Origin of the sequence: Candidatus Thiothrix sulfatifontis, from assembly GCA_022828425.1 — a bacterium.
Taxonomy (GTDB): domain Bacteria; phylum Pseudomonadota; class Gammaproteobacteria; order Thiotrichales; family Thiotrichaceae; genus Thiothrix; species Thiothrix sulfatifontis.
In genome coordinates this window covers 2,169,315-2,189,924 of record CP094685.1, presented here as the reverse complement: position 1 = coordinate 2,189,924, position 20,610 = coordinate 2,169,315, and the positions used below count along the sequence as shown (strand labels likewise).

The 20,610-nt window shown below is 51.9% G+C and carries 20 protein-coding genes and 1 tRNA gene; 15 read left to right on the top strand and 6 right to left on the bottom strand.

Translation table 11 applies throughout. The features are described 5' to 3' along the window. Entirely contained in the window at nucleotides 1-1,671 is a 1,671-nt protein-coding gene (gene recN / locus L3K52_11215; protein ID UOG90768.1) for a DNA repair protein RecN, read from the top strand. On the opposite strand, the gene L3K52_11210 is transcribed toward recN, so the two are convergent. Continuing rightward, nucleotides 1,655-2,620: a DUF523 and DUF1722 domain-containing protein gene (locus L3K52_11210; protein UOG90767.1), complete on the bottom strand. Its 966-nt coding sequence runs from the start codon at nucleotides 2,618-2,620 to the stop codon at nucleotides 1,655-1,657. The genes recN and L3K52_11210 overlap by 17 nt on opposite strands. Beyond that, nucleotides 2,620-3,192 (bottom strand): redoxin domain-containing protein, encoded by a 573-nt coding sequence (locus L3K52_11205; GenBank protein ID UOG90766.1) that lies wholly within the window; start codon nucleotides 3,190-3,192, stop codon nucleotides 2,620-2,622. Before L3K52_11205 ends, L3K52_11210 begins: the two co-directional genes overlap by 1 nt. A gap of 161 nt (nucleotides 3,193-3,353) precedes the next feature. Here L3K52_11205 and L3K52_11200 point away from each other — a divergent pair, with 161 nt between their 5' ends. From L3K52_11200 to L3K52_11190, 3 genes are all read left to right on the top strand, one after another. After that, nucleotides 3,354-4,394 (top strand): agmatine deiminase family protein, encoded by a 1,041-nt coding sequence (locus L3K52_11200; protein ID UOG90765.1) that lies wholly within the window; start codon nucleotides 3,354-3,356, stop codon nucleotides 4,392-4,394. Further along, nucleotides 4,391-5,278: a carbon-nitrogen hydrolase gene (locus tag L3K52_11195; protein UOG90764.1), complete on the top strand. Its 888-nt coding sequence runs from the start codon at nucleotides 4,391-4,393 to the stop codon at nucleotides 5,276-5,278. The genes L3K52_11200 and L3K52_11195 overlap by 4 nt, the downstream gene beginning before the upstream one ends. 145 nt (nucleotides 5,279-5,423) lie before the next feature. Continuing rightward, complete coding sequence (locus tag L3K52_11190; protein ID UOG90763.1) at nucleotides 5,424-5,696, top strand: hypothetical protein; 273 nt, start codon at nucleotides 5,424-5,426, stop codon at nucleotides 5,694-5,696. 59 nt (nucleotides 5,697-5,755) lie between these two features. On the opposite strand, the gene L3K52_11185 is transcribed toward L3K52_11190, so the two are convergent. Continuing rightward, nucleotides 5,756-6,931 carry a pyridoxal phosphate-dependent aminotransferase gene (locus L3K52_11185; GenBank protein UOG90762.1) on the bottom strand — a complete coding sequence of 392 codons (1,176 nt, stop codon included), beginning with the start codon at nucleotides 6,929-6,931 and terminating at the stop codon, nucleotides 5,756-5,758. Between the two features lie 95 nt (nucleotides 6,932-7,026). Then, nucleotides 7,027-8,196 (bottom strand): lytic murein transglycosylase, encoded by a 1,170-nt coding sequence (locus L3K52_11180; protein UOG90761.1) that lies wholly within the window; start codon nucleotides 8,194-8,196, stop codon nucleotides 7,027-7,029. Nucleotides 8,197-8,344: 148 nt separating this feature from the next. Between L3K52_11180 and L3K52_11175 the strand changes: the two genes are divergently transcribed. Further along, a tRNA-Leu gene (locus tag L3K52_11175) sits at nucleotides 8,345-8,431 on the top strand. A 1-nt stretch (nucleotide 8,432) separates the two neighbouring features. Here L3K52_11175 and L3K52_11170 read toward each other — a convergent pair. After that, the gene (locus tag L3K52_11170) at nucleotides 8,433-9,299 is read right to left on the bottom strand and encodes a PfkB family carbohydrate kinase (GenBank protein UOG90760.1); all 867 of its coding nucleotides are present in this window, start codon (nucleotides 9,297-9,299) and stop codon (nucleotides 8,433-8,435) included. 85 nt (nucleotides 9,300-9,384) lie between these two features. Between L3K52_11170 and L3K52_11165 the strand changes: the two genes are divergently transcribed. Beyond that, entirely contained in the window at nucleotides 9,385-10,329 is a 945-nt protein-coding gene (locus L3K52_11165; protein ID UOG90759.1) for a serine protease, read from the top strand. Here the strand turns inward: L3K52_11165 and L3K52_11160 are convergent. Further along, entirely contained in the window at nucleotides 10,304-11,671 is a 1,368-nt protein-coding gene (locus L3K52_11160) for a hypothetical protein (protein ID UOG90758.1), read from the bottom strand. The genes L3K52_11165 and L3K52_11160 overlap by 26 nt on opposite strands. A 186-nt stretch (nucleotides 11,672-11,857) precedes the next feature. Between L3K52_11160 and hflK the strand changes: the two genes are divergently transcribed. The 9 genes from hflK (at nucleotide 11,858) to L3K52_11115 (ending at nucleotide 20,607) form a co-directional block, all read left to right on the top strand. Then, nucleotides 11,858-13,060 carry an FtsH protease activity modulator HflK gene (gene hflK / locus L3K52_11155; GenBank protein ID UOG90757.1) on the top strand — a complete coding sequence of 401 codons (1,203 nt, stop codon included), beginning with the start codon at nucleotides 11,858-11,860 and terminating at the stop codon, nucleotides 13,058-13,060. Then, a complete protein-coding gene (hflC, locus tag L3K52_11150; protein ID UOG90756.1) occupies nucleotides 13,060-13,929 on the top strand; it encodes a protease modulator HflC in 870 nt (289 codons plus the stop codon). The genes hflK and hflC overlap by 1 nt, the downstream gene beginning before the upstream one ends. A 66-nt stretch (nucleotides 13,930-13,995) precedes the next feature. Continuing rightward, the gene (locus L3K52_11145; protein UOG90755.1) at nucleotides 13,996-14,127 is read left to right on the top strand and encodes a DUF2065 domain-containing protein; all 132 of its coding nucleotides are present in this window, start codon (nucleotides 13,996-13,998) and stop codon (nucleotides 14,125-14,127) included. A 9-nt stretch (nucleotides 14,128-14,136) separates the two neighbouring features. Next, a complete protein-coding gene (locus tag L3K52_11140; protein UOG90754.1) occupies nucleotides 14,137-15,324 on the top strand; it encodes an ATP phosphoribosyltransferase regulatory subunit in 1,188 nt (395 codons plus the stop codon). Nucleotides 15,325-15,365: 41 nt separating this feature from the next. Then, nucleotides 15,366-16,661: an adenylosuccinate synthase gene (locus L3K52_11135; protein ID UOG90753.1), complete on the top strand. Its 1,296-nt coding sequence runs from the start codon at nucleotides 15,366-15,368 to the stop codon at nucleotides 16,659-16,661. Next, nucleotides 16,661-17,440, top strand: coding sequence for a tRNA cyclic N6-threonylcarbamoyladenosine(37) synthase TcdA (gene tcdA / locus L3K52_11130; GenBank protein UOG90752.1), 780 nt, complete (start codon nucleotides 16,661-16,663; stop codon nucleotides 17,438-17,440). Before L3K52_11135 ends, tcdA begins: the two co-directional genes overlap by 1 nt. A gap of 82 nt (nucleotides 17,441-17,522) precedes the next feature. Beyond that, the gene (locus L3K52_11125; protein ID UOG90751.1) at nucleotides 17,523-18,506 is read left to right on the top strand and encodes an alpha/beta hydrolase; all 984 of its coding nucleotides are present in this window, start codon (nucleotides 17,523-17,525) and stop codon (nucleotides 18,504-18,506) included. A gap of 23 nt (nucleotides 18,507-18,529) precedes the next feature. Continuing rightward, nucleotides 18,530-19,216: a response regulator transcription factor gene (locus L3K52_11120; protein ID UOG90750.1), complete on the top strand. Its 687-nt coding sequence runs from the start codon at nucleotides 18,530-18,532 to the stop codon at nucleotides 19,214-19,216. Beyond that, on the top strand, nucleotides 19,213-20,607 hold the full coding sequence (locus L3K52_11115; protein ID UOG90749.1) for an ATP-binding protein: 1,395 nt from the start codon (nucleotides 19,213-19,215) through the stop codon (nucleotides 20,605-20,607). Before L3K52_11120 ends, L3K52_11115 begins: the two co-directional genes overlap by 4 nt. The last annotated feature ends 3 nt before the right edge of the window (nucleotides 20,608-20,610 follow it).

Below are 20,610 nucleotides of genomic sequence, written 5' to 3'. Positions count from 1 at the left end.
ATGCTGACACACATCCACATCCGCGATTTTGCGATTATCGACACACTGGAACTCGAACTGCATTCCGGCATGACGGCCTTGACCGGCGAAACCGGCGCGGGCAAATCCATCCTGCTCGATGCCATCGGCTTGGTGCTTGGCGATAAAGCCGACAGCAGCACGGTACGCCACGGTGCAGACAAAGCCGAAATCACCCTGAGCGTCGACATTACCCAAACCCCTTCCGCTCGCGTGTGGCTGGAAGCGCAAGGCATGGAAGGCGCGGATGACACCTGCATCCTCCGCCGCGTCATTTCTGCGCAAGGCAAATCACGCGCCTGGATCAACGGCTCCCCCGCCAACCTCACCCAATTGCGCGAACTCGGTGAACAATTGGTCGACATCCACGGTCAGCACGAACACCAGTCGCTGATGAAAAAGGACGCGCAACGCCAGATGCTGGATGCTTTCGCCGACAACGATACGTTGCTGGACAACACCCGCCGCGCATGGTCAGCATGGAAAAAATTGCACGAACGCGTCACCTTGTTAAGCAGTCAAAACCAGCAGCACCAAGAACGTATTGACTTATTGCGTTTCCAATCGCGAGAACTCGAAGCCCTCGCCTTGCAACCCAACGAAGCCGACGAACTTGACGAAGAACTCAACCGCCTCGCCAATGCCGCTCAACTCCGTGCCACTGCCGCGCAAGGCTACGCGCAACTCTACGATGACGAACCTTCACTCTGTTCCGCTTTAGGTCGCCTGATTCATGATCTCACCCAACAAGTGCGGGTCGATGCGCACTTAGAGCCATCGCTAGAATTACTCACCAGTGCCCAAATTCAACTGCAAGAAGCCGCTGCGCAATTGCGCGATTACGCCGAAAGCCTTGATCTCGACCCAGAACGCCTGCAAGCGGTCGAAAATCGCATTGCCGACATTCGCAGCCTTGCCCGCAAATACCGCACCGAACCGCCCGAACTCCCCGCACGTTTAGCGCATATCCAGCAAGAATTGGCGCAACTTGGCGGCGGCGATTACGACCTCGATGCGCTCGAACAACAATTACAAGCGGCGACTGAGACTTACCGCGAACAAGCCAGTCTGCTGAGCCAAGCGCGGCAGCAAGCTGCGCAACAACTTTCCGCCGGGGTTTCGCAAGCCATGCAACAACTGGGAATGCAGGGTGGCAAATTTGCGATTCAAGTGGTTCACGATGCCGCCAATGCTTTTCAGGCAACGGGCATGGATAGCATTGACTTCACCGTCAGCGCCAACCCCGGTCAACCGCTGAAACCGTTGATGAAAGTCGCATCCGGCGGCGAACTCTCGCGCATTAGTCTCGCGATTCAAATGATTGCCGCGCAAAAAGTTACCCTGCCTGCCTTGATTTTTGACGAAGTGGATACCGGCATTGGCGGCGGCATTGCCGAAGTGGTCGGCAAACAACTGCGCAACCTCGGCACGAATCGCCAAGTCTTGTGCGTCACGCATTTACCGCAAGTCGCCTCGCAAGCACACCAGCATTACAAAGTAACCAAGATCAAAGGGGCAGAATACACCAGCACTGGCATTATGAATCTGACCAAGGCACAACGCGTGGAAGAAGTGGCACGCATGATTGGCGGAATGGAAATCACACCCGCGACCCGGGCGTTAGCAAAAGAGATGCTTACAACTGGTTCCTAAGCATCAGCTCTTTAGGGTGTGGATTCAGGTAATGTTGGCGTTCAATGTAAGGCTGCGGGTGTCGCCGGAAATGGTGTTTCAATAATGTAATCGGCACCACTAACGGCACATAACCGTGCCTGTATTGGTGGATGGTATCCAGCATTTCCTGCCGATCTGCCGCGTCAATGCAGCCTTTCAAATAGCCCATCAAATGCATCAACACATTGGCGTGTTGCCCGCGTGTTACCCGTTTTGCCAACGTTGTCATGAGTAAGCGGAAATAGTCGGCTGCCAATGCGGGCAAATCGTCTACAACCCCAACTTGGGCGACCATTTGCCCTAATTCACGCGCACTGTCTTGATCGTGCGCCATCAGCACGTATTTGTGATCAGCGTGAAAATCAACCAAATCGCCCGGCGTTAAGCCTGCCGCCAACAATTGCTGCCAGCGGTGATACACAAAAATCCGCCCAATGAAATTTTCGCGCAGCACCGGATCGCACAAACGTCCTTCCTCCTCAACAGGTAGGAAGGGAAATTTTGCGCGTAATGCCTGCGCAAAAATACCAACGCCATCGCGATCTGGCGGCAGATTCTGCTTCACCATCGTGTAAACTTTCACCCGTTCCATGCCGCAACTGGGCGAATTTTTCTTGAGGATGTAGCCGTGGATGCCGGTTAACTGCGGTAGCGATTGTTCAAAATAACGGGATAACGCCTCTGTATGATCAATCGTTGGGTCTTTTACATTGACGGCACGCAACGAACCGTCGTTGCGCACCAAATGCAGGGTTGGGCGCGGCACACCCAAACCGATACCCACTTCTGGGCAGAGCGGCACAAAATCAAAATACAAGCCAAGCGTGCCGGTAATATAGCCGTCATGCTTGTGCCCGCCATCAAAACGCACTTGCTGACCCAACAAGCAAGCGCTAATCCCAATTTTGATTTTGTCTTCATGCTGCATTAAGGCAAGTTCGCTTCAATTAATTTCACCAGTTTATCACTTTGTGGGGTTACAAAGCTGGAAAAACTGCCGATTAACTCGCCTTTAGTATTCAGCACATACTTATGGAAATTCCAAGCAGGGTATTCACCCGCCATCTCACCCACGGTTTTGTAAATCGGAGAGGCGTTATCTTTGGTCACTTGGGTTTTCGCAAACATCGGAAACTTCACTGAATACGTTTGTTCGCAAAAATCCTTAATCTCTTTTTCCGTACCGGGGTCTTGTTGCGCAAAATCGTTGGAAGGGAAGCCCAACACCACCAAACCGCGATCTTTGTAATCGCTGTACAGCTTTTCCAGCCCTTCAAATTGCGGGGTAAAACCGCATTTGCTGGCGGTGTTCACCATAATGACAACTTTGCCCTTATAGGTTTCGCATAAATTGATTTCTTTATCCGAACCCAATTCACGCAAGGTGAAATTCAGTGCTGCGGGGCAACCATTGTCAGTAGCAGGCCCGGCAACGGGTGCGGCCATTGCGCTACTGGCGGCAAACAGGCTAATTGCCAAGCCAAAAATTTGCTTAATCATGATTATTTGCTCTCTTAACAGTGGTAAATACAAGTATTGTCCCACCTTTGTTGCACTTTGCTTAAATAGCTACAAGCAAATAGGGGGAAAACAACAGTCGCCCTGCGCAAAACAGCTTTGTATAATCGCCGTTTTATTGATTAATGATGTGACCCAACTTGATGCAACACCGTGACTTTCTCGCCGAATGGCATCCCCAATGGGGCGTTTTACTGGCATGGCCGCACCCCAACACCGACTGGGCAGACAATCTGGAGGCTGCTGAAACCTGTTACGCCGAAATCGTCAGTGCCATCAGCCACCGCGAAAACGTGCTATTGCTCTGTCACGATGCACCGCATCAGGCACACATTGCCACCGTATTAAGCACGCAAACCTACCGACCAGAACGGGTACATTTCGTGCAAGTTCCTTACAACGATACGTGGGCACGGGACTTCGGATTCATCACCGTGATGCGCGATGGCAAACCCTTATTGCTGGATTTCACCTTCAATGCTTGGGGCGGCAAATTCGGCGCGGCGCAAGACAATGCGGTTAATCGACAACTCGCCGCGCTCCCCTTGCTGCAACACAATGCCTTGGAAGCGCACACGCTGGTGATGGAAGGCGGCAGCCTCGAAACGGATGGGCAAGGCACGTTGCTGACCACCGAAATTTGCCTGCTCAACCCCAACCGCAACCCAACATTGGATAGAACCGCAATCGAAGCCGAATTGCGCCAAGCACTCGGTGTTACCCGCATTTTATGGCTGGCACACGGGCATTTGGAAGGCGATGATACCGATGCGCACATCGACACGCTGGCACGCTTTGCTGACGCTGAGAGTATCGTGTACATGAGTTGCAGCGATTCAGCCGATTCGCATTACCCCGCGTTGCAAGCGATGCAAGCGGAATTGCAAGCCTTGCGCCAAGCCAATGGCGAACCGTACCGGCTGTTCCCGATCCCCATGCCAGCAGCGATTTGTGAAGAGGGGCGGCGTTTGCCCGCCAGTTACGTCAACTTTCTGATCATTAATGGCGCGGTATTGTTGCCCGTGTATGCCGATGAATGTTTTGATCCGGTCGCCATCGAACAAATGCGAGCCGCCTTCCCGCAGCATGAAATTATCCCGATTGATTGCCGCGCGTTGATTGCCCAAAACGGCAGTCTCCACTGTATCACCATGCAAATTCCGCAAGAGGTCGTTAGCGTATGAGTCGTCAATTAAGCGTCGCCGTGGTGCAACACAGCAATACGGCGGATTACACCGCCAATCTGGAACAGAGCATCGCCGGAATTCGCCGCGCTGCTGCGCAAGGCGCACAGTTGGTGATGTTGCAGGAATTGCATACCGGGCTGTATTTCTGCCAAGTCGAAGACACCGATTATTTTGATCTTGCCGAAACCATCCCCGGCCCTAGCACCGCCACCTTGGGTACACTCGCTGCCGAATTGGGTATTGTGATCGTGTGTTCCTTGTTTGAAAAACGCGCCACGGGCTTGTATCACAATACTGCCGTGGTGCTGGATACCGATGGCAGCATTGCGGGGAAGTACCGCAAAATGCACATCCCCGATGACCCCGGCTATTACGAAAAATTCTACTTTACCCCCGGCGATCTGGGTTTCACCCCGATCAAAACCCGCTTGGCAACGTTAGGCGTGTTGGTCTGTTGGGATCAGTGGTATCCCGAAGCCGCACGGCTGATGGCACTCGCTGGCGCAGAATTGCTGCTCTACCCCACTGCGATTGGCTGGAACCCGCAAGATACGCCAGAAGAGCAAGCACGGCAGCGCGAAGCGTGGATTACGATTCAACGCTCGCACGCCGTTGCCAACAATATCCCGGTATTAAGCGCCAATCGCATTGGCTTTGAAGGCGACCCCAGCGGGCAAACCGCAGGCAGTCAATTTTGGGGGTCGAGCATGATTGTCGGCTGGCAAGGCGAATTGCTGGCACAAGCCGATACCGCCACCCCTGCCGAACTGGTCGTCACCCTGGATTTAGACCGCACCGAGCAAGTCAGACGCTGGTGGCCTTACCTGCGTGACCGGCGGATTGATGCGTATGCCGACTTGGTGCGCCGCTACCGCGATTGATCACTAGATTCATAAGTTTATTGATAAAAAGCAAAGTTTCCTCTATGAATGTGAACCTGCTCACATCACAATGTGACTAATCAGCGCAATAATAATTTTTATTGGAATCGCTGATTTGGTTGGAACACCAATAGAGGGGCTTATTATGTTGAGTCAACACCGCAAAGTTGTTGTGTTAGGCGCGTTATTCATCGCAATGTCACTGACAGCACTACCCGCTGAGGCACGCTTGAAAAACACCACGATGACGCACAACACCGCACACACAGCTTTTGAATTACCCTACTTGTACGAAAAATTGCGCACATTATTGGGCAACAAACTCTACAAAGATTTATTGCAAAATGACGAATTTATCATCTTGCAGGATTTGGTCATGACGCATTTAGAAAATCAATACCCCGTGTCAGGCAAATAGAAAGGGCGAGAACTTCCCGCCCTTCATTAGCCACTATTAGCTGCCAATTGCTTGGCAAATTAAACGGAAGCGATGCGCCCCAAGGCATTCTCCAGATTCGCCATGCTGGTCGCAAACGAAATGCGGATATGCCCGTCTAGGCCGAACGCCGAACCCGGCACTACCGCCACGCCGGTTTTATCCAACAAATAGCTGGCGAGAGCGGTGTCGTTTTCCAGCCCCAAACGCTGGATCATGCCTGCTACGTTCGGAAAACTGTAGAACGTGCCATCGGCTGGCAAACAATCCACCCCATCCATGGCATTAAACGCTTTCAGCACAAACGCATGGCGCTGTTCAAACGCGCTGACCATGGTTTGAATAAAACCCTGATCGCCATCCAAGGCCACCACCGCCGCGTATTGCGAAATCGAGGTAGGATTCGAGGTGCTTTGTGACTGGATGATCGTCATGGCCTCAATCAGTTTTTCCGGGCCGCCTGCATAACCAATCCGCCAGCCTGTCATCGAGTAAGCTTTGGAAACCCCATTTAACACAATGGTACGGTCGTACAAATCCGGGCAAACATTCAGAATATTGACGAACTTTCTGCCTTCAAACAGCACATGCTCGTACATGTCGTCAGTCGCAATCAAGACATGAGGGTGACGCCGCAATACCTCACCGAGTGCTGCCAATTCTTCACCCGTATACGCCACCCCGGTCGGGTTTGAAGGGCTATTGATCACAAATAAGCGCGTTTTCTGGGTAATCGCCGCTTCTAATTTGGCGGCGGATAGCTTGAAGTTTTCTGTTTGATCAGCCACAACAATGATCGGCACGCCATCGGCTAATAACACCATATCGGGGTACGATACCCAATAGGGCGCGGGAATAATCACCTCATCCCCCGCATTCAGCAGCGCTTGGCAAAGGTTATAAAAACTCTGTTTGCCGCCGCACGACACCAAAATCTGTTTTGGGGTGAAATCCAAGCCGTTATCGCGTTTGAATTTACGGATAATCGCCTGTTTCAAAGCAGGTGTACCGTCTACCGCTGTATAGCGGGTTTGGCCGGTTTGAATGGCTTCGATCCCCGCCTGCTTAATGTGCTCAGGCGTATCAAAATCGGGTTCGCCAGCTCCCAAACCGATAATATCGCGGCCTGATGCTTTAAGCTGCGCTGCCAATGCGGTGATGGCAAGTGTAGGCGAAGGTTTGACGCGCCCAACGCGCTGTGAAAGTTGTATATCCACTGAAACTAACCGTATTGCATGTTATCCATAAACTCGGCAAGCGTTACCCGTTGCCGTACCTGTATACCTATTTTGCGGTGGGTAATGTTACTGCATTACAGACGTGCCAGCAATTCAGTATCCGGGTAGCCATCCACCGGCAACCCTAATTTTTGTTGCACCTGACGCACAGCTTCGCGGGTTTCCTCACCGATAATGCCATCGACTTTGGAAATAGCCTGTCCCTGTGCTTGCAATTTCGCTTGCAACTGTTGGGTTTGCGCGACTGATAACACATTAACGGGCGCATTGCCTTGGCGCAGCACCGGCGCACCTGCCAACCGCGTGGCAAAATAGCCCGCAGTCGTGGCATACACCGTTGATTCATTCCATTGCAGAAATACCTCGAAATTCGGAAAGGCAAGGAATGCGGGGCCATGTCTACCCATCGGCAGCAACAAAGCCGCCGCACCAGTGCCACTTAACGGGCTGCCATCGGCATCTTGGACACCTTGCACCGCCCAATCTTCCAGCGGCAAACGGTTATTCAAACGCGCCAGCGACCAATCCATCTCGGTGGGAACTTTCACCTCTTGGAGCCAAGGTTCACCCGCTTGCCAGCCATTAACTTTGAGCAAATTCGCCGCAGACGCCAAGGCATCGGCACTGGAATGAATCAAATCACGGTGCTTATCGCCATCAAAATCCACCGCATAGCGGTCATAACTGGATGCCATGAATTGCAGTTGCCCTACCTCCCCTGCCCAAGCACCACGCATTTTTGCGGGGGTCAAATCACCTTTTTGCACCAATTGCAATGCACTGAGCAATTCAGCACGAAACATATCGGGGCGGCGGCAATCGTGTGCCAGCGTCACCAGCGAACGTAGCGTGGAAAAATCGCCCGTGACTGCTCCAAAATCGGTTTCCAAACCCCACAGCGCCACCAAAATTTCAGCCGGTACGCCGTATTCCCGCTCGATGCGCTTCAGCAAAGCCGCGTGTTTTTTTAGATGCGTGCGCCCCAACCCCAAACGGTTCGCGCTGACCTTCTTGGTGGCAAAGGTGAGGAAATCTTGAGCGAACACTTGCTGCGAACGGTCACGCTTAATCACAGTGGAATCAGGTTTGAGGTTCTTTAGTACGTCTGCGGGCAAACCGGCGGCTGTGGCTTCTTGCTGGAAATCTATCATCCAACGCTTAAAATCCGGCGGGGTACAATCGGCTTGCACGATTGCACCTGAGAACATTCCCATAGTAAACAACACGGTTTTTAAATACTGCATGGTGCGGCTGATTCCTTTTAGCGTTCCAATAATATAACGCATTATAGCAGGCTGACAGTTATGGCGCTGGAAACAACAAAATGCTAACAAAATACTGGCAGCAATCGATAGAGTTAGGTAGTATTGGCGCCCTACCTAAGTTCTTCCTGCCCGGATGGTGAAATCGGTAGACACAAGAGACTTAAAATCTCTCGCTGGTAACAGCGTGCCGGTTCGAGTCCGGCTCCGGGCACCATTCATTTCGTTAGAAATCCACTCAATCCTTGCTGTTGCACTTTCCGCCCTGCCATCTTCACCGCATAACGCAGCGCCTCTTCCAGCAATTGCCCCGTTGCCAACGCATGAATCAGGCAAGCGTTAAACACATCGCCCGCCCCCAACGTATCCACCACCTCAACCGCCAACGCTGGCGCATGAAAGACCATTCCAAGCTGATCAATTGCCCACGCACCTTCCGCTCCCCACGTGCACGTCATCCACACTTTGCCGTGTTTGGCTTGCCGATCACGCAAAAAACTTTCCGCATCCTGAAACCCGTGCGCCTGCGCATACGCACGCGGAAACATCACCAGATCAACCTGCGGAATCAAATCTTCCAAGCCATCCCGCACTTTTTCGATTTCCAGCGATACCGGCTGGTCGAAAATATTGTCATGAGCATAAGCCAGCATCGCAGCGAGCTCAGCCACGTTACGCCCTTCAAAGTGCAACCAATCATAATGTGAAACCGGGATTCGGCAAAAATCCGCTGCCGTCAATTCCACCAAATCGCGGTGATGCACAATCGTGCGACTGCCATTTTGCTGATTCAGGGTGATGTAAGACACGGGGGATTTACCCGCTTGCCGCACCGCGTATTCCAAACCAATGGATTTTTCGCCCAATGCGCTAAAAATGTGATCGCCGTCATTGTCTTGCGCAATTAATCCGCAAAAATCACAGCGGTGCAGGTGAGCCGCCAACACTTGCGTCACATTCGCCGCATTGCCGCCAGTCTCGCGCCACTGCTGCACCGCACGCATTTCCTCGTCTTCTTGTGGGTAATGCTCAACCACATTGACAATATCCAGCGTGGCATTGCCGGTTACTAAAATAAAACTCATAAATTTTTTCATCCTTATGCAGTATTTTTTAAAATCCCGTGGTCGTAATCAGTGGGCAAAATGATAACGTCACAGGGGATTTATAATGTACAAATTATTAGGGCTGCTACTTCTGGCACTCATGCCGCTGCAAACACTCAACGCTAACGAATTGACCATGCGCATTGTCGGCGGGAATCCAGTTGGGCAAAACGCTTGGCCTTCGGTCGTTGCCATCAAAACCACCCGCGATGGGCAAATACTCTGCGGTGGTAATCTGATTCATCCCCTGTGGGTATTGACTGCCGCGCATTGTATCAGGGGCGAAGCGGAAGGCTTGTATTATGAATACGGCACGCCCGACTTGGTGGCTTTTTCAGGGGCAACCGGGTTAGATTCTCCGAATGGGCGGCACATGCAAATCCAGCGAATTGTGGTTCACCCCAATTATAACATGAGCAATGGCGCGAATGACCTAGCGCTGTTGATGCTGGCAGCCCCCTTAGAAGGCGCAACCATGCCCATTTACGCCGATAATCCGCCGCCCGGCACTGCCGCAACCGTGGTTGGTTGGGGCGCACGCGCTGCCAAGGCCAATAACGGCTATCCCGGCAATTATCCCACGCAAATGCAGCAAGTCACGGTTCCAATCGTTCCCAATGAAATCTGCAATGCCCCGACCTCTTACGGTGGCAAAATTCAATCCAGCATGTTGTGCGCAGGCTACCCACAAGGCGGGCGCGATGCTTGCGTAGGCGACAGCGGCGGCCCCCTGATGGTGCAACAAAACGGGGTTTACCGTCAGGTCGGCATTGTCAGCCAAGGGGAAGGTTGCGCGATGCCGGGGAAATACGGCATTTACACCCGTGTTGCCAGTTATGCCACTTGGATTCAGCAATTTGCGCCGCCGCCGTATGCACAAGCACCTGTTGCAGCACTGAATGACCCACGCGCCAGCTATCCGGGCGGGGCGGGCGTATTGGAAGGCGGTTGGTTAGCCCTGCTGTTTCCCGCGCTGGTGTTGTTCAGGAAGAAGACTTTAAAACACTGACGGTGTTGTCGAGTTCAAGCTGCTTCAGCAACAGTTTTTTCATGCCCCACGGCACAAATTGAAGCAGCGTTACCCCAGTGATGCCCAGCAACAGCATACTTCCCAGAATATTGCCGACCAAAGTGTCGGCATTCAACAAATTACCCACTCCCAAGAGATCCAGCGCAAAGCGTAGCAGGTAAAACATAAGGGAAGCCAACAGCAAAATGGTGGATAAATGCACCAAAGCGCCGCCCGTCTGATTGACCCATGACCAACGCTGGCGTTCTTTTTCAGCCACTTGTTCGTAGTGACGCGAACGCAAGCGCACTTCACGGATAATACGCTGTCTGGAGGCGTCCAAAATCCGATCCCCAATTTGTTTCTCGCGCTGACTCAAGGTGGCATAAGGCAAATGGGTCATTACCCGCTCATGCTGATCCACCACTTGGTTAAACAGCTCACCCGAATCAATCTGATCGGGCAAAGGCAACGTTGCCAGTGCATCCTGTTTCCAATTGGCATGAACGTAATGTTGAATGCGTTGGACGCGGATACTGCGCAAATCTTCCAACACCGTCTGAATGTCACCCTGCCCAGCAAAATCGGGTTCAGCTTGCGCCTGTACGTAGTGAATCGCGGAACGCCCGACCACTTGTGCCAAATGTTGTGCTGCTGAGGGGATGTCACCAGCGGCACTCAAATAACGCGACAATTCATAACGCACCTCCAGATCATCGGGAGCCGCCTCAGGCAAAATACTCAAGGCAATGTCGGCAGCTTTACCAAACGCTTGCCGCCCATACCAAGCATCAGCCAAATGCCGCTGTGCAAACCGCGCAAACAAAGGGTCGGAAGCGGCTTGCGCCTGTTGCGCCGCTGTTTCCAGATGAAACGTGGCTTCCGGCAATTGCTTCAGCATAAACAAGTACGCCCAACCCAGTTCAAAATGGGCGCGGTAATTGTGTGGGTTGACCTGCAACCCATCTTTGAGCATTTGCACCGCTAATCCTACCCGTTGCGGGGCATCATGAGCGGGAACCAGCAAAGCTTCTGAGAGCTTTTTCCCCGCAAAATCCACACTCATGCCCGCACGGTATAAGATGAAGTTGCCTTGGCTATTGCTGAGCAATTGCTTGCGCTGGCGTTCCTTATCTTGCTGTAGCCATGCACCTTGCTGAGCAATAAGCGCCGCCATCCATTCCACTTGATGGCGCAAGCTCGGCATCACCGCATCACTCTCACCCGCTCGCTGTAAATTGCCGCGTATGCCTGTTTCTAACAGGTCACTCAGGGCTGATGGTTGCAACCCTTGCAGGGATGCGAGGTATTCCAAATTGAGGCGATGGAAAACGTCAGACATCATAATATCCCAATTGTAATGACACTCAACACTATAGTGATTAATATTATAGCTAGTTATCGGGATTTCAACACCATTTTTTCAGGGTGAGTTGCGAACTGCACAAGTTAATCTGTTATGCTTTGCATTGAAATTATTCTGTAACTTAGACACTAGCAAACAGTAAAACATTTAGGAGTTTCAACTATGCCCTGGAATGAACCGGGTGGGAATCAACAAGATCCTTGGTCAGGAAAAAAACGTGGCTCAGGCAGCAACGACCCTGAAGAGTTGATTCGCAAATTGAATGAAAAATTAGGCAAGCTATTCGGTGGCGCCGGTGGCAATGGTGACAACCCCAATCAAAACACTGGCAAAGGCATTATTTTGCTGCTGGCATTGTTCGTGATTGGCTGGTTACTGTCTGGCTTTTACACCATTGATGCGCGTCAACAAGGCTTGGTATTGCGCTTTGGAGCCTATCAAGCCACAACGGATGCAGGTTTGCATTGGCGTTTCCCCTACCCCATCGAAACCGTCGAAGTCGTCGATACCGAGCAAAACCGGAGCGCACAAGATCGCAACACCATGTTGACCAAAGACGAGAACATCGTCGAGGTGGCGGTTGCAGCGCAATATAAAGTGCGTAATCCTGAAGATTATGCCTTCAATATCCTCAACCCGGATTTCTTGGCGGATCAAACCCAAGGGACGCTTTATCAAGTGATGCGGGGCGTGGCGCGTGAAGTAATCGGGCGCAATGACATGGACTTCATCCTCAAAGAAGGCCGTGCGCAAATTGCCAGTGATATTCAAAACCAAATGCAACAGGTATTGGATAATTACAAATCAGGTCTGCAAATTATCACCGTCAACTTGACGTATGCGGAAGCCCCGCCGCAAGTAAAAGCCGCATTTGATGAAGCCAACAAAGCCCGTGAAGATGCCAATCGGTACCAAAACGAAGCCGAAACTTACGCAAATAAAGTGATCCCTGAAGCGCGTGGTAAAGCCGCACGCCTGAAAGCCGAAGCCGAAGCTTTCCGTCAGGAAACGGTCAGCCGCGCTCAAGGTGACGCGTCGCGCTTCACGCAATTGCTAACGGAATACCGCAAAGCACCGCAAGTTACCCGCGAGCGTTTGTATCTGGAAACGTTGGAAACTGTTATGGCAGGTACCCGTAAAATCGTGATTGACTCTAACAGCAACAACTTGTTGTATTTGCCGCTGGATCAACTGAACGCGCAAACCAGCCCTGCTGCCGATAGCAATGCAGTTCAAGCTGCCGCCGCTGCCATGCAAAATGCAACAGACAAATCAAACCCGGCACAAACGCCAACGAATGCGACGGTCAACAGTGCCGACACTGCACGCACAGGTCGGGAAACAGGTGTAAGGGAGAGCCGCTAATGGATATTAAAAATATACTCGCGGTCGTCGCGGGCGCCATTGTTCTGCTGATATATTCATCAGTGTATACCGTGGATCAGCGGGAAAGAGCCATCTTGTTCAAATTTCGTGAAATTGTGAATGCTGATATTAAACCGGGTCTGCATTTCCGTATGCCATTCATCACGACGGTCAGCAAATTCCCGGCAACGGTGCAAACGCTCACTTCCCGCCCTGAACAATTTCTCACGGGCGAGAAAAAGTACGTCACGGTGGATTTCTTCCTGAAATGGCGGATTGAAGATGTTTCAGCATTCTACCGCTCAACCGGCGGCGGGCGCATTCCCGATGCGGAAAACCGTCTGGAACAGCTCATGAAAGACGGTTTGCGCAATGAGTTCAGTCGCCGCACCATTCAAGAAGCACTTTCAGGTGAACGCGGCAGCATTCTTCAAGGCGTTGAAAGCAAGTCCAAAGATGTCGCTAAGCAACTAGGAGTGGAAATCATTGACGTGCGCGTCAGCCGCATCGACTTCCCCGATACGGTGAGTGATTCGGTGTACAACCGGATGCGTTCTGACCGGGAACGCGTGGCTCAAGATTTCCGCTCACGGGGTCAAGAAGAAGGCGCGAAAATCGAAGCAAATGCTAACCGTGAATCCACCATTGTTATGGCGGAAGCTTACAAGGAAGCGGAAAAAATTCGTGGTGAAGGTGATGCCAAAGCCGCTGAAATTTATGCACAGGCTTATCAGCAAGATGCTGAATTTTACTCCTTTTACCGTAGCTTGAGCGCTTATCGCAATACCATCGGTAAGAATGGCGATGTGATGGTGCTAGAACCCAACTCTGAGTTCTTCCGTTATTTCAAGCAACAATCCCTGCCGTAAGCGGTGACGTTTAACTGGAACGACTTGCTCACTGCGATTGCCCTCCTGTTAATTTTTGAGGGGCTTATGCCATTCTTAAGCCCCTCTCGCCTCAAACAAGCCTACCGTGAATTGCTCGAATTGCCTGACAAAACCTTACGAACCATTGGTCTGATAGGTGTGATTGCTGGTATCCTATTGCTTTTTTTGACCGATTAGCGACAAATCATGCTGAACACTCACCAATATTGGGCGCTTCCCGATGGCATTAGTGAAGCCTTGCCCGACGAAGCCGAAGCGCTGGAACAATTGCGCCGCCGCTTGCTCGACCTTTATGCCACTTGGGGCTACCGTTTGGTTATGCCGCCACTGGTAGAATTCATGGAATCACTGCGCACCGGGCATGGCACCCACCTCGACGTGCAAACTTTCAAACTGACCGATCAATTGAGCGGGCGAATGATGGGAGTACGTGCCGACATGACCCCGCAAGTCGCGCGAATTGATGCGCACAAATTGCAAACCGAACAACCGAATCGCCTGTGTTACATCGGCACCGTGTTGCGTACCCGCAGTTTTCACGACAGTTCACGTTCCCCACTACAAGTTGGTGCGGAATTGTTTGGTCACGCGGGGCTAGACAGTGATTTCGAGGTCATTTCTTTACTGCTGGAAACACTCGAACATTGCCATATTCCCGGTTTGCTGCTGGATATTGGTCATGTCGGTATTTTCCGCACACTCGCCCGCGAAGCGGGCTTTACGGCGCAACAGGAAAGCGATTTCTACGACATGTTGGTGCGTAAATCCCTGCCTGAAATTGACGCATGGCTCGCACAAGCGAGCTTACCCGCTGAGATCAGCATTTGCTTGCAGCAATTACCACGTCTGAATGGGGCGGTTGAAGTGCTAGAGCAAGCCACCGTTTTATTTGCGGATGCTCACCCCGACATACGCGCAGCATTGACTTACTTACGCACCTTAACCCGGCGGGTGGCGGCACATTTCCCCGACTGCGAAATTCACATTGATCTGGCTGAATTGAGCGGTTATGACTACCATACTGGGATTGTATACGGCGTTTACACCGCTGGAATGGGGCGTGAAGTCGCACGCGGCGGGCGTTATGACGGTATCGGTGAAGCCTTTGGGCGCACCCGCCCTGCTACGGGTTTCAGCACCGATTTGCGCACTTTGGCAACGTTTGCCTTGCCACAACAACCGCGCACGGGTAATGACGGCATTTTTGCCCCAGCGGTACAAGATGCGGCGCTGGAAGAACTGATTCGGACATTGCGCAGTCAACAGCAACGGGTTATCCGGGCGCTGGACGGGCAAACACATGACGCGGCAGCACTGGGTTGCAGCCAACACATCATTCAGCAAGACGGTCGCTGGAGCGTTGTCGCTGTTTAATATTTAATAATACCTATTTGGCATATTTGAGCGAGACTAACATGGGAAAATTCGTCGTTGTATTGGGCACGCAGTGGGGTGATGAAGGCAAAGGCAAGATTGTGGATCTGCTGACTGAAAATGCCTCCGCCGTAGTACGGTTTCAAGGCGGGCATAATGCTGGGCATACCTTGGTCATCAACGGTGAAAAAACCGTATTGCATTTGGTGCCATCCGGCATCTTGCGTGAAGGCGTGGAGTGCATGATCGGCAACGGCGTAGTGCTCGCTCCCGATGCGCTGCTCAAAGAAATCGAAATGCTGGAAGCACAAGGCGTTCCGGCACGTGAACGTTTAAAAATCTCCGCAGGTTGCCAACTCATCCTGCCTTATCACGTTGCTTTGGATGCAGCGCGTGAAACCGCACGTGGCAAAGAAGCGATTGGCACGACGGGGCGCGGCATTGGCCCGGCTTACGAAGATAAAATTTCACGCAGAGGTTTGCGTGTTAGCGATTTGCTCAACCCGGAACAGTTTGAAATCAAACTGCGTGGCATTATGGAATACCACAATTTCATCTTGGCGCATTACTTCAAGTGCGCCCCCGTAGACGCCGATGCAGTACTCGCCGAAGCGATGCAAATGGCAGAAATCATCAAGCCGATGATTACCGACATACCCAACCGTTTGGCTGAATTGCGCAAAGCGGGCAAAGACGTGATGCTGGAAGGGGCGCAAGGCACGTTGCTGGATATTGACCACGGCACTTATCCGTTTGTGACGTCATCCAGCACGACCGCTGGCGGGGCTTGCACGGGCTCAGGTATTGGTCCGCGTAACCTTGATTACATCCTCGGTATTACCAAAGCCTACACCACGCGGGTGGGTTCGGGGCCGTTCCCGACGGAACTGTTTGATGACGTGGGTGCTTACATTGCCAAGCAAGGCAATGAATTTGGTTCGACCACAGGTCGTCCGCGCCGTTGTGGTTGGTACGATGCGGTGTCTTTGCGTCGTGCCATGCACATCAACTCCATTAGCGGACTGTGCATTACCAAGCTGGACGTGTTAGACGGGTTGGAAACAGTACGGATTTGCACCGCTTACCAGTTGGACGGCAAGATCATTGATGTGCCCCCCGTTGACACTGACGAATTCGCGCGTTGCGAGCCGGTCTACGAAGACATGCCGGGTTGGACAGAATCGACGTTTGGCGTGACCAGTTATGACGCGCTGCCTGTCAATGCCAAGGCGTATCTGGCGCGTTTGGCGGAAGCGGTGGAAACGCCTATCGACATTATTTCGACAGGGCCTGACCGCGACCAGACGATTATTTTGCGCGATCCTTACGCAGCATAATGATGGAAATGGATGTTAGCCGTCGGTTTGGCGGCATCATCCGCACTTACGGTGAGGCGGCGTTTAACCGTTTCACTGTTGCGCATGTTTGCGTGATTGGCGTGGGTGGCGTGGGTTCGTGGGCGGTGGAAGCCTTGGCGCGGAGTGGCATTGGCACATTGACGCTGATCGACCTTGATAACGTTGCCGAATCCAATATAAATCGCCAATTGGCGGCACTCGGTAGCACCATTGGACGTGCCAAGATTGCCGTATTGCGGGAACGTTGCCTCGACATTAATCCTGCCTGCCAATTACATCTCGTTGAAGATTTTATCGACAAGGATAACCTTGCGACTCTCATCAAACCCGAATTCGATTACGTGCTGGATTGCATCGACAATGCCCGCACCAAAGCGGCACTGATTGCGTATTGCCGCCGCAATAAAATCCGTCTGATTACCGCCGGTGGCGCGGGTGGGCAAAAAGACCCGACCAAAATCCGCCTGACCGATTTGACCAAAACCTTGCAAGACCCGTTGCTATCGAAAGTGCGTAAGGAATTGCGCCAGCATTACGGTTTCAGCAGCAACCCCAAACGCCGTTTTGACGTGCCTGCCGTGTGGTCGGAAGAAGCGATGACCTTGCCGGAGCGGGCAGAAGGTGCAAGCGCGTGTGATTTGAGTTGCGCTGGGGGAATTGGCTCGGTGACAACGGTGACGGCGAGTTTTGCCTTCGTCGCTGTCAGCCACGTATTGGGGAAGTTGGCTGAACAAGCACGCGAATGTAAAGAAATGTAACAATGCTTTCCGATCTAGCTCTCTGGAACAAATAATGTTCACTGTTTTTATTGAACATTGTTTATTCAAAGAGGAAATAGTGATGACCCACATCCCTTTATCATCATGGACTAAGGTAGTGCTTACTGCCGCATTAACCAGCGTATTCTTGGCTTCCTGCGGAGGAAGTTCGAGCAGTACGGTGACGACAGCGGGAGCGACCACCACGGATACCACCACAGGAACGACGGCAACCACAACCACCGCAATATCGACCCGTAGCTGGAAAGATGTTGCCTATGCCGCCACTTCCAACAGTCAAAAGATGGATATTTACTTACCAGCCACCGGCACGGGAACATTTCCAACGGTGATTTGGATTCACGGTGGTGCCTTCAAATTCGGCGACAAAGCAAACCCACAATCCCTGACAGCCCTCAATAATGCGGGTTATGCCGTGGTCAGCGTCAATTACCGTTTGAGCACCGAAGCGCAATGGCCTGCACAATTGGATGACATGAAAAGCATCGTGACTTATCTACGAGCGAATGCGGCTACTTATAGCTTGAATCCTGATAAAATTGGCGCATGGGGTGCATCAGCAGGTGGACACTTGGCATCCATGATGGGCATCGCCTTAGCCAATGACCCTGCCACGCGCATTCAAGCAGCGGTAAATTGGTTTGGGCCAATCGACTTTTACAACATGGATGCGGATATGCTGGCAACCAACGTCACCCGTTGTACCGGCGCAAACGGCGCGGCAGATTCGCCTGAATCCGCGCTGATCGGTGCAACTGTCAGTGAAAATAAAAGCAAAGCGGATGCCGCCAGTCCTTTGACTTATCTGGCAGCGCTACCTAGCAGCACGCCATTACCACCGTTTTATATGTTTCATGGTCTGATGGATTGTAATATTGCGCCTGCGCAGTCAGAACGTCTGCATAATGCGATTCGCACTAAGTTTGGTGAAGCTAAAAGCAGTTACATGCCCATCGCCAACGGGACACACGGTGCGGGGGATTTCAAAGAAGTTTACGTGGAAACCGCCGTTATCAACTTCCTGAATTTACACTTAAAACAGTAAGATCACGAGGCACTGGCACGTTTATGCATACCCTGCTATTGGTGGACGATGACACGAGTTTGCTGCACATGTTGCAGGCTTTTCTGACACAAGAAGGCTTTCGCGTGTTAATCGCCACCAATGGCACGGAGGCACTCAGTATGGTGGTGGAGTTTGAACCTGCCTTATTGGTGCTGGATTACATGATGCCGGGCTTAAACGGCATCGAAGTGCTAACCCTATTACGGCAAAATCATGCCGTGCCCGTGTTAATGCTAACCGCCAGACATGACGATGCCGATCGTATCAAGGGTCTGGACATGGGTGCAGACGATTACCTTGCCAAGCCGTTCAATGCGCGGGAATTAGTCGCCCGTATCCGCGCGATTTTACGCCGCACTCAAACACGGCAGGCATTAACCCAACATTTGACCTTGGGACATTTGCAACTGCTTGCTGAACAAACCACCGCTTATTGGCAATCCACGCCACTCGCGTTGACGCATACGGAATACCGTTTATTGGAAATTCTGGTGCGGCAGGTAGGTTACATTGTCAGCAAAGACGAAATGGCATTGTATGCACTGAAGCGTTCCTTAACCATTTTTGACCGGAGTATCGACGTGCACATCGGACGCTTACGCACGAAACTGGATGACATCGCCGGAGACTGTTTGAGTATCCGCACGGTGCGAGCGCAAGGTTATCAATTGCTACTGTTACCCGCATGAACCGCCTTTTTTGGAAAATTTTGCTGACATTTTGGTTGGCGTTGCTACTGCTGTTTGGCGTGGTTGGTATCCCCTTGTTAGTACAACAGTGGCAACTTCACACCTTGGAAGAAACCACCGTCGTACATCCGATGTCGATTGTCGCCGTAAAAGCAGCCGCGCTCACTTTACAGCACGGTGGAACAGCCGCACTTACCGCGATGTTACGCGAACAGGATCAGGAAGCTCCCGCTGACATGCAAATCTACGCACTCGACAATGCTAATCAGGAATTATTAGGGCGCACGGTTGCGCCAACCGTAGTGGCACGATTACGCGCTGCAACACCGCTTAACTTGAGCTTTCCGGTGATGCGAGAAGTGGATCATGACGGTAATACCTATCTATTGTTCGCCCCTTGGTCGGGGCAATTTCCCGAATTTGCAAACGCCCACCGCTTGCGCATGAATAAAAAACACACAGCAGACGTACTGGTCATATTCAGCATTTTCGCTGCCAGCTTTCTGAGTAGCTGGGGATTGGCGTGGTATTTTTCTCATCCAGTCAAGCTTTTGAACAAGGCTTTTCAAACAGTTGCAGCAGGCGACCTGACCCGCCGTGTCGCACAAGACATTGGTTCACGGCGCGATGAATTAGCGGATTTGGGCAAAGGCTTTGATCACATGACGACGCAACTGCAAAGCTTAGTGGAAACCCAACAACACCTGATGGCATCACAACAGCGGCTCTTGCACGATATTTCGCATGAATTGCGTTCGCCCCTCACCCGTCTGAATATGAGCATCGCTTTGGCACGACAGCAACCTGCTTACCTGAATAAAAGCCTTAAACAAATTGAACAAGAAGCCGAACGGTTGGAATGTTTGGTCAATGAAGTACTCACACTGGCTCGCTTAGAAGCGGGTATATCCACCGACATGGATAGCTTTGTGGACATACGCTTACTGCTGCAAACATTGATTGAAACCGTTGAATTTGAAGCACTTGCACTGCAACGGCACATACAATTCATTCACGACTTACCCGATGAGGGCTATCTGATTCCGGGCAATGCCGAATTACTGTACCGTGCCTTGGAAAACTTGCTGCGCAATGCTATCCAACACACACCACCGACTGGGACGGTGTTATTGCGTGTATCGGGCTACGCTTTGCCCAAAGCCCTGCAAATTGGCGTAGAAGATCAAGGCAACGGCGTGTCTGAAACGGAATTGACCAGCATTTTTAAACCGTTTTACCGCCGCAACACTCCGGCAAACAACAATAGCCATGAAGGATATGGTTTGGGCTTAGCGATTGCTTATCGCGCCATTTCTGCACACCAAGGCAGCATTATTGCCAAAAACCGTGAGGAAGGCGGTTTGGTTGTGCAAATAACACTGCCTTGCTGACTG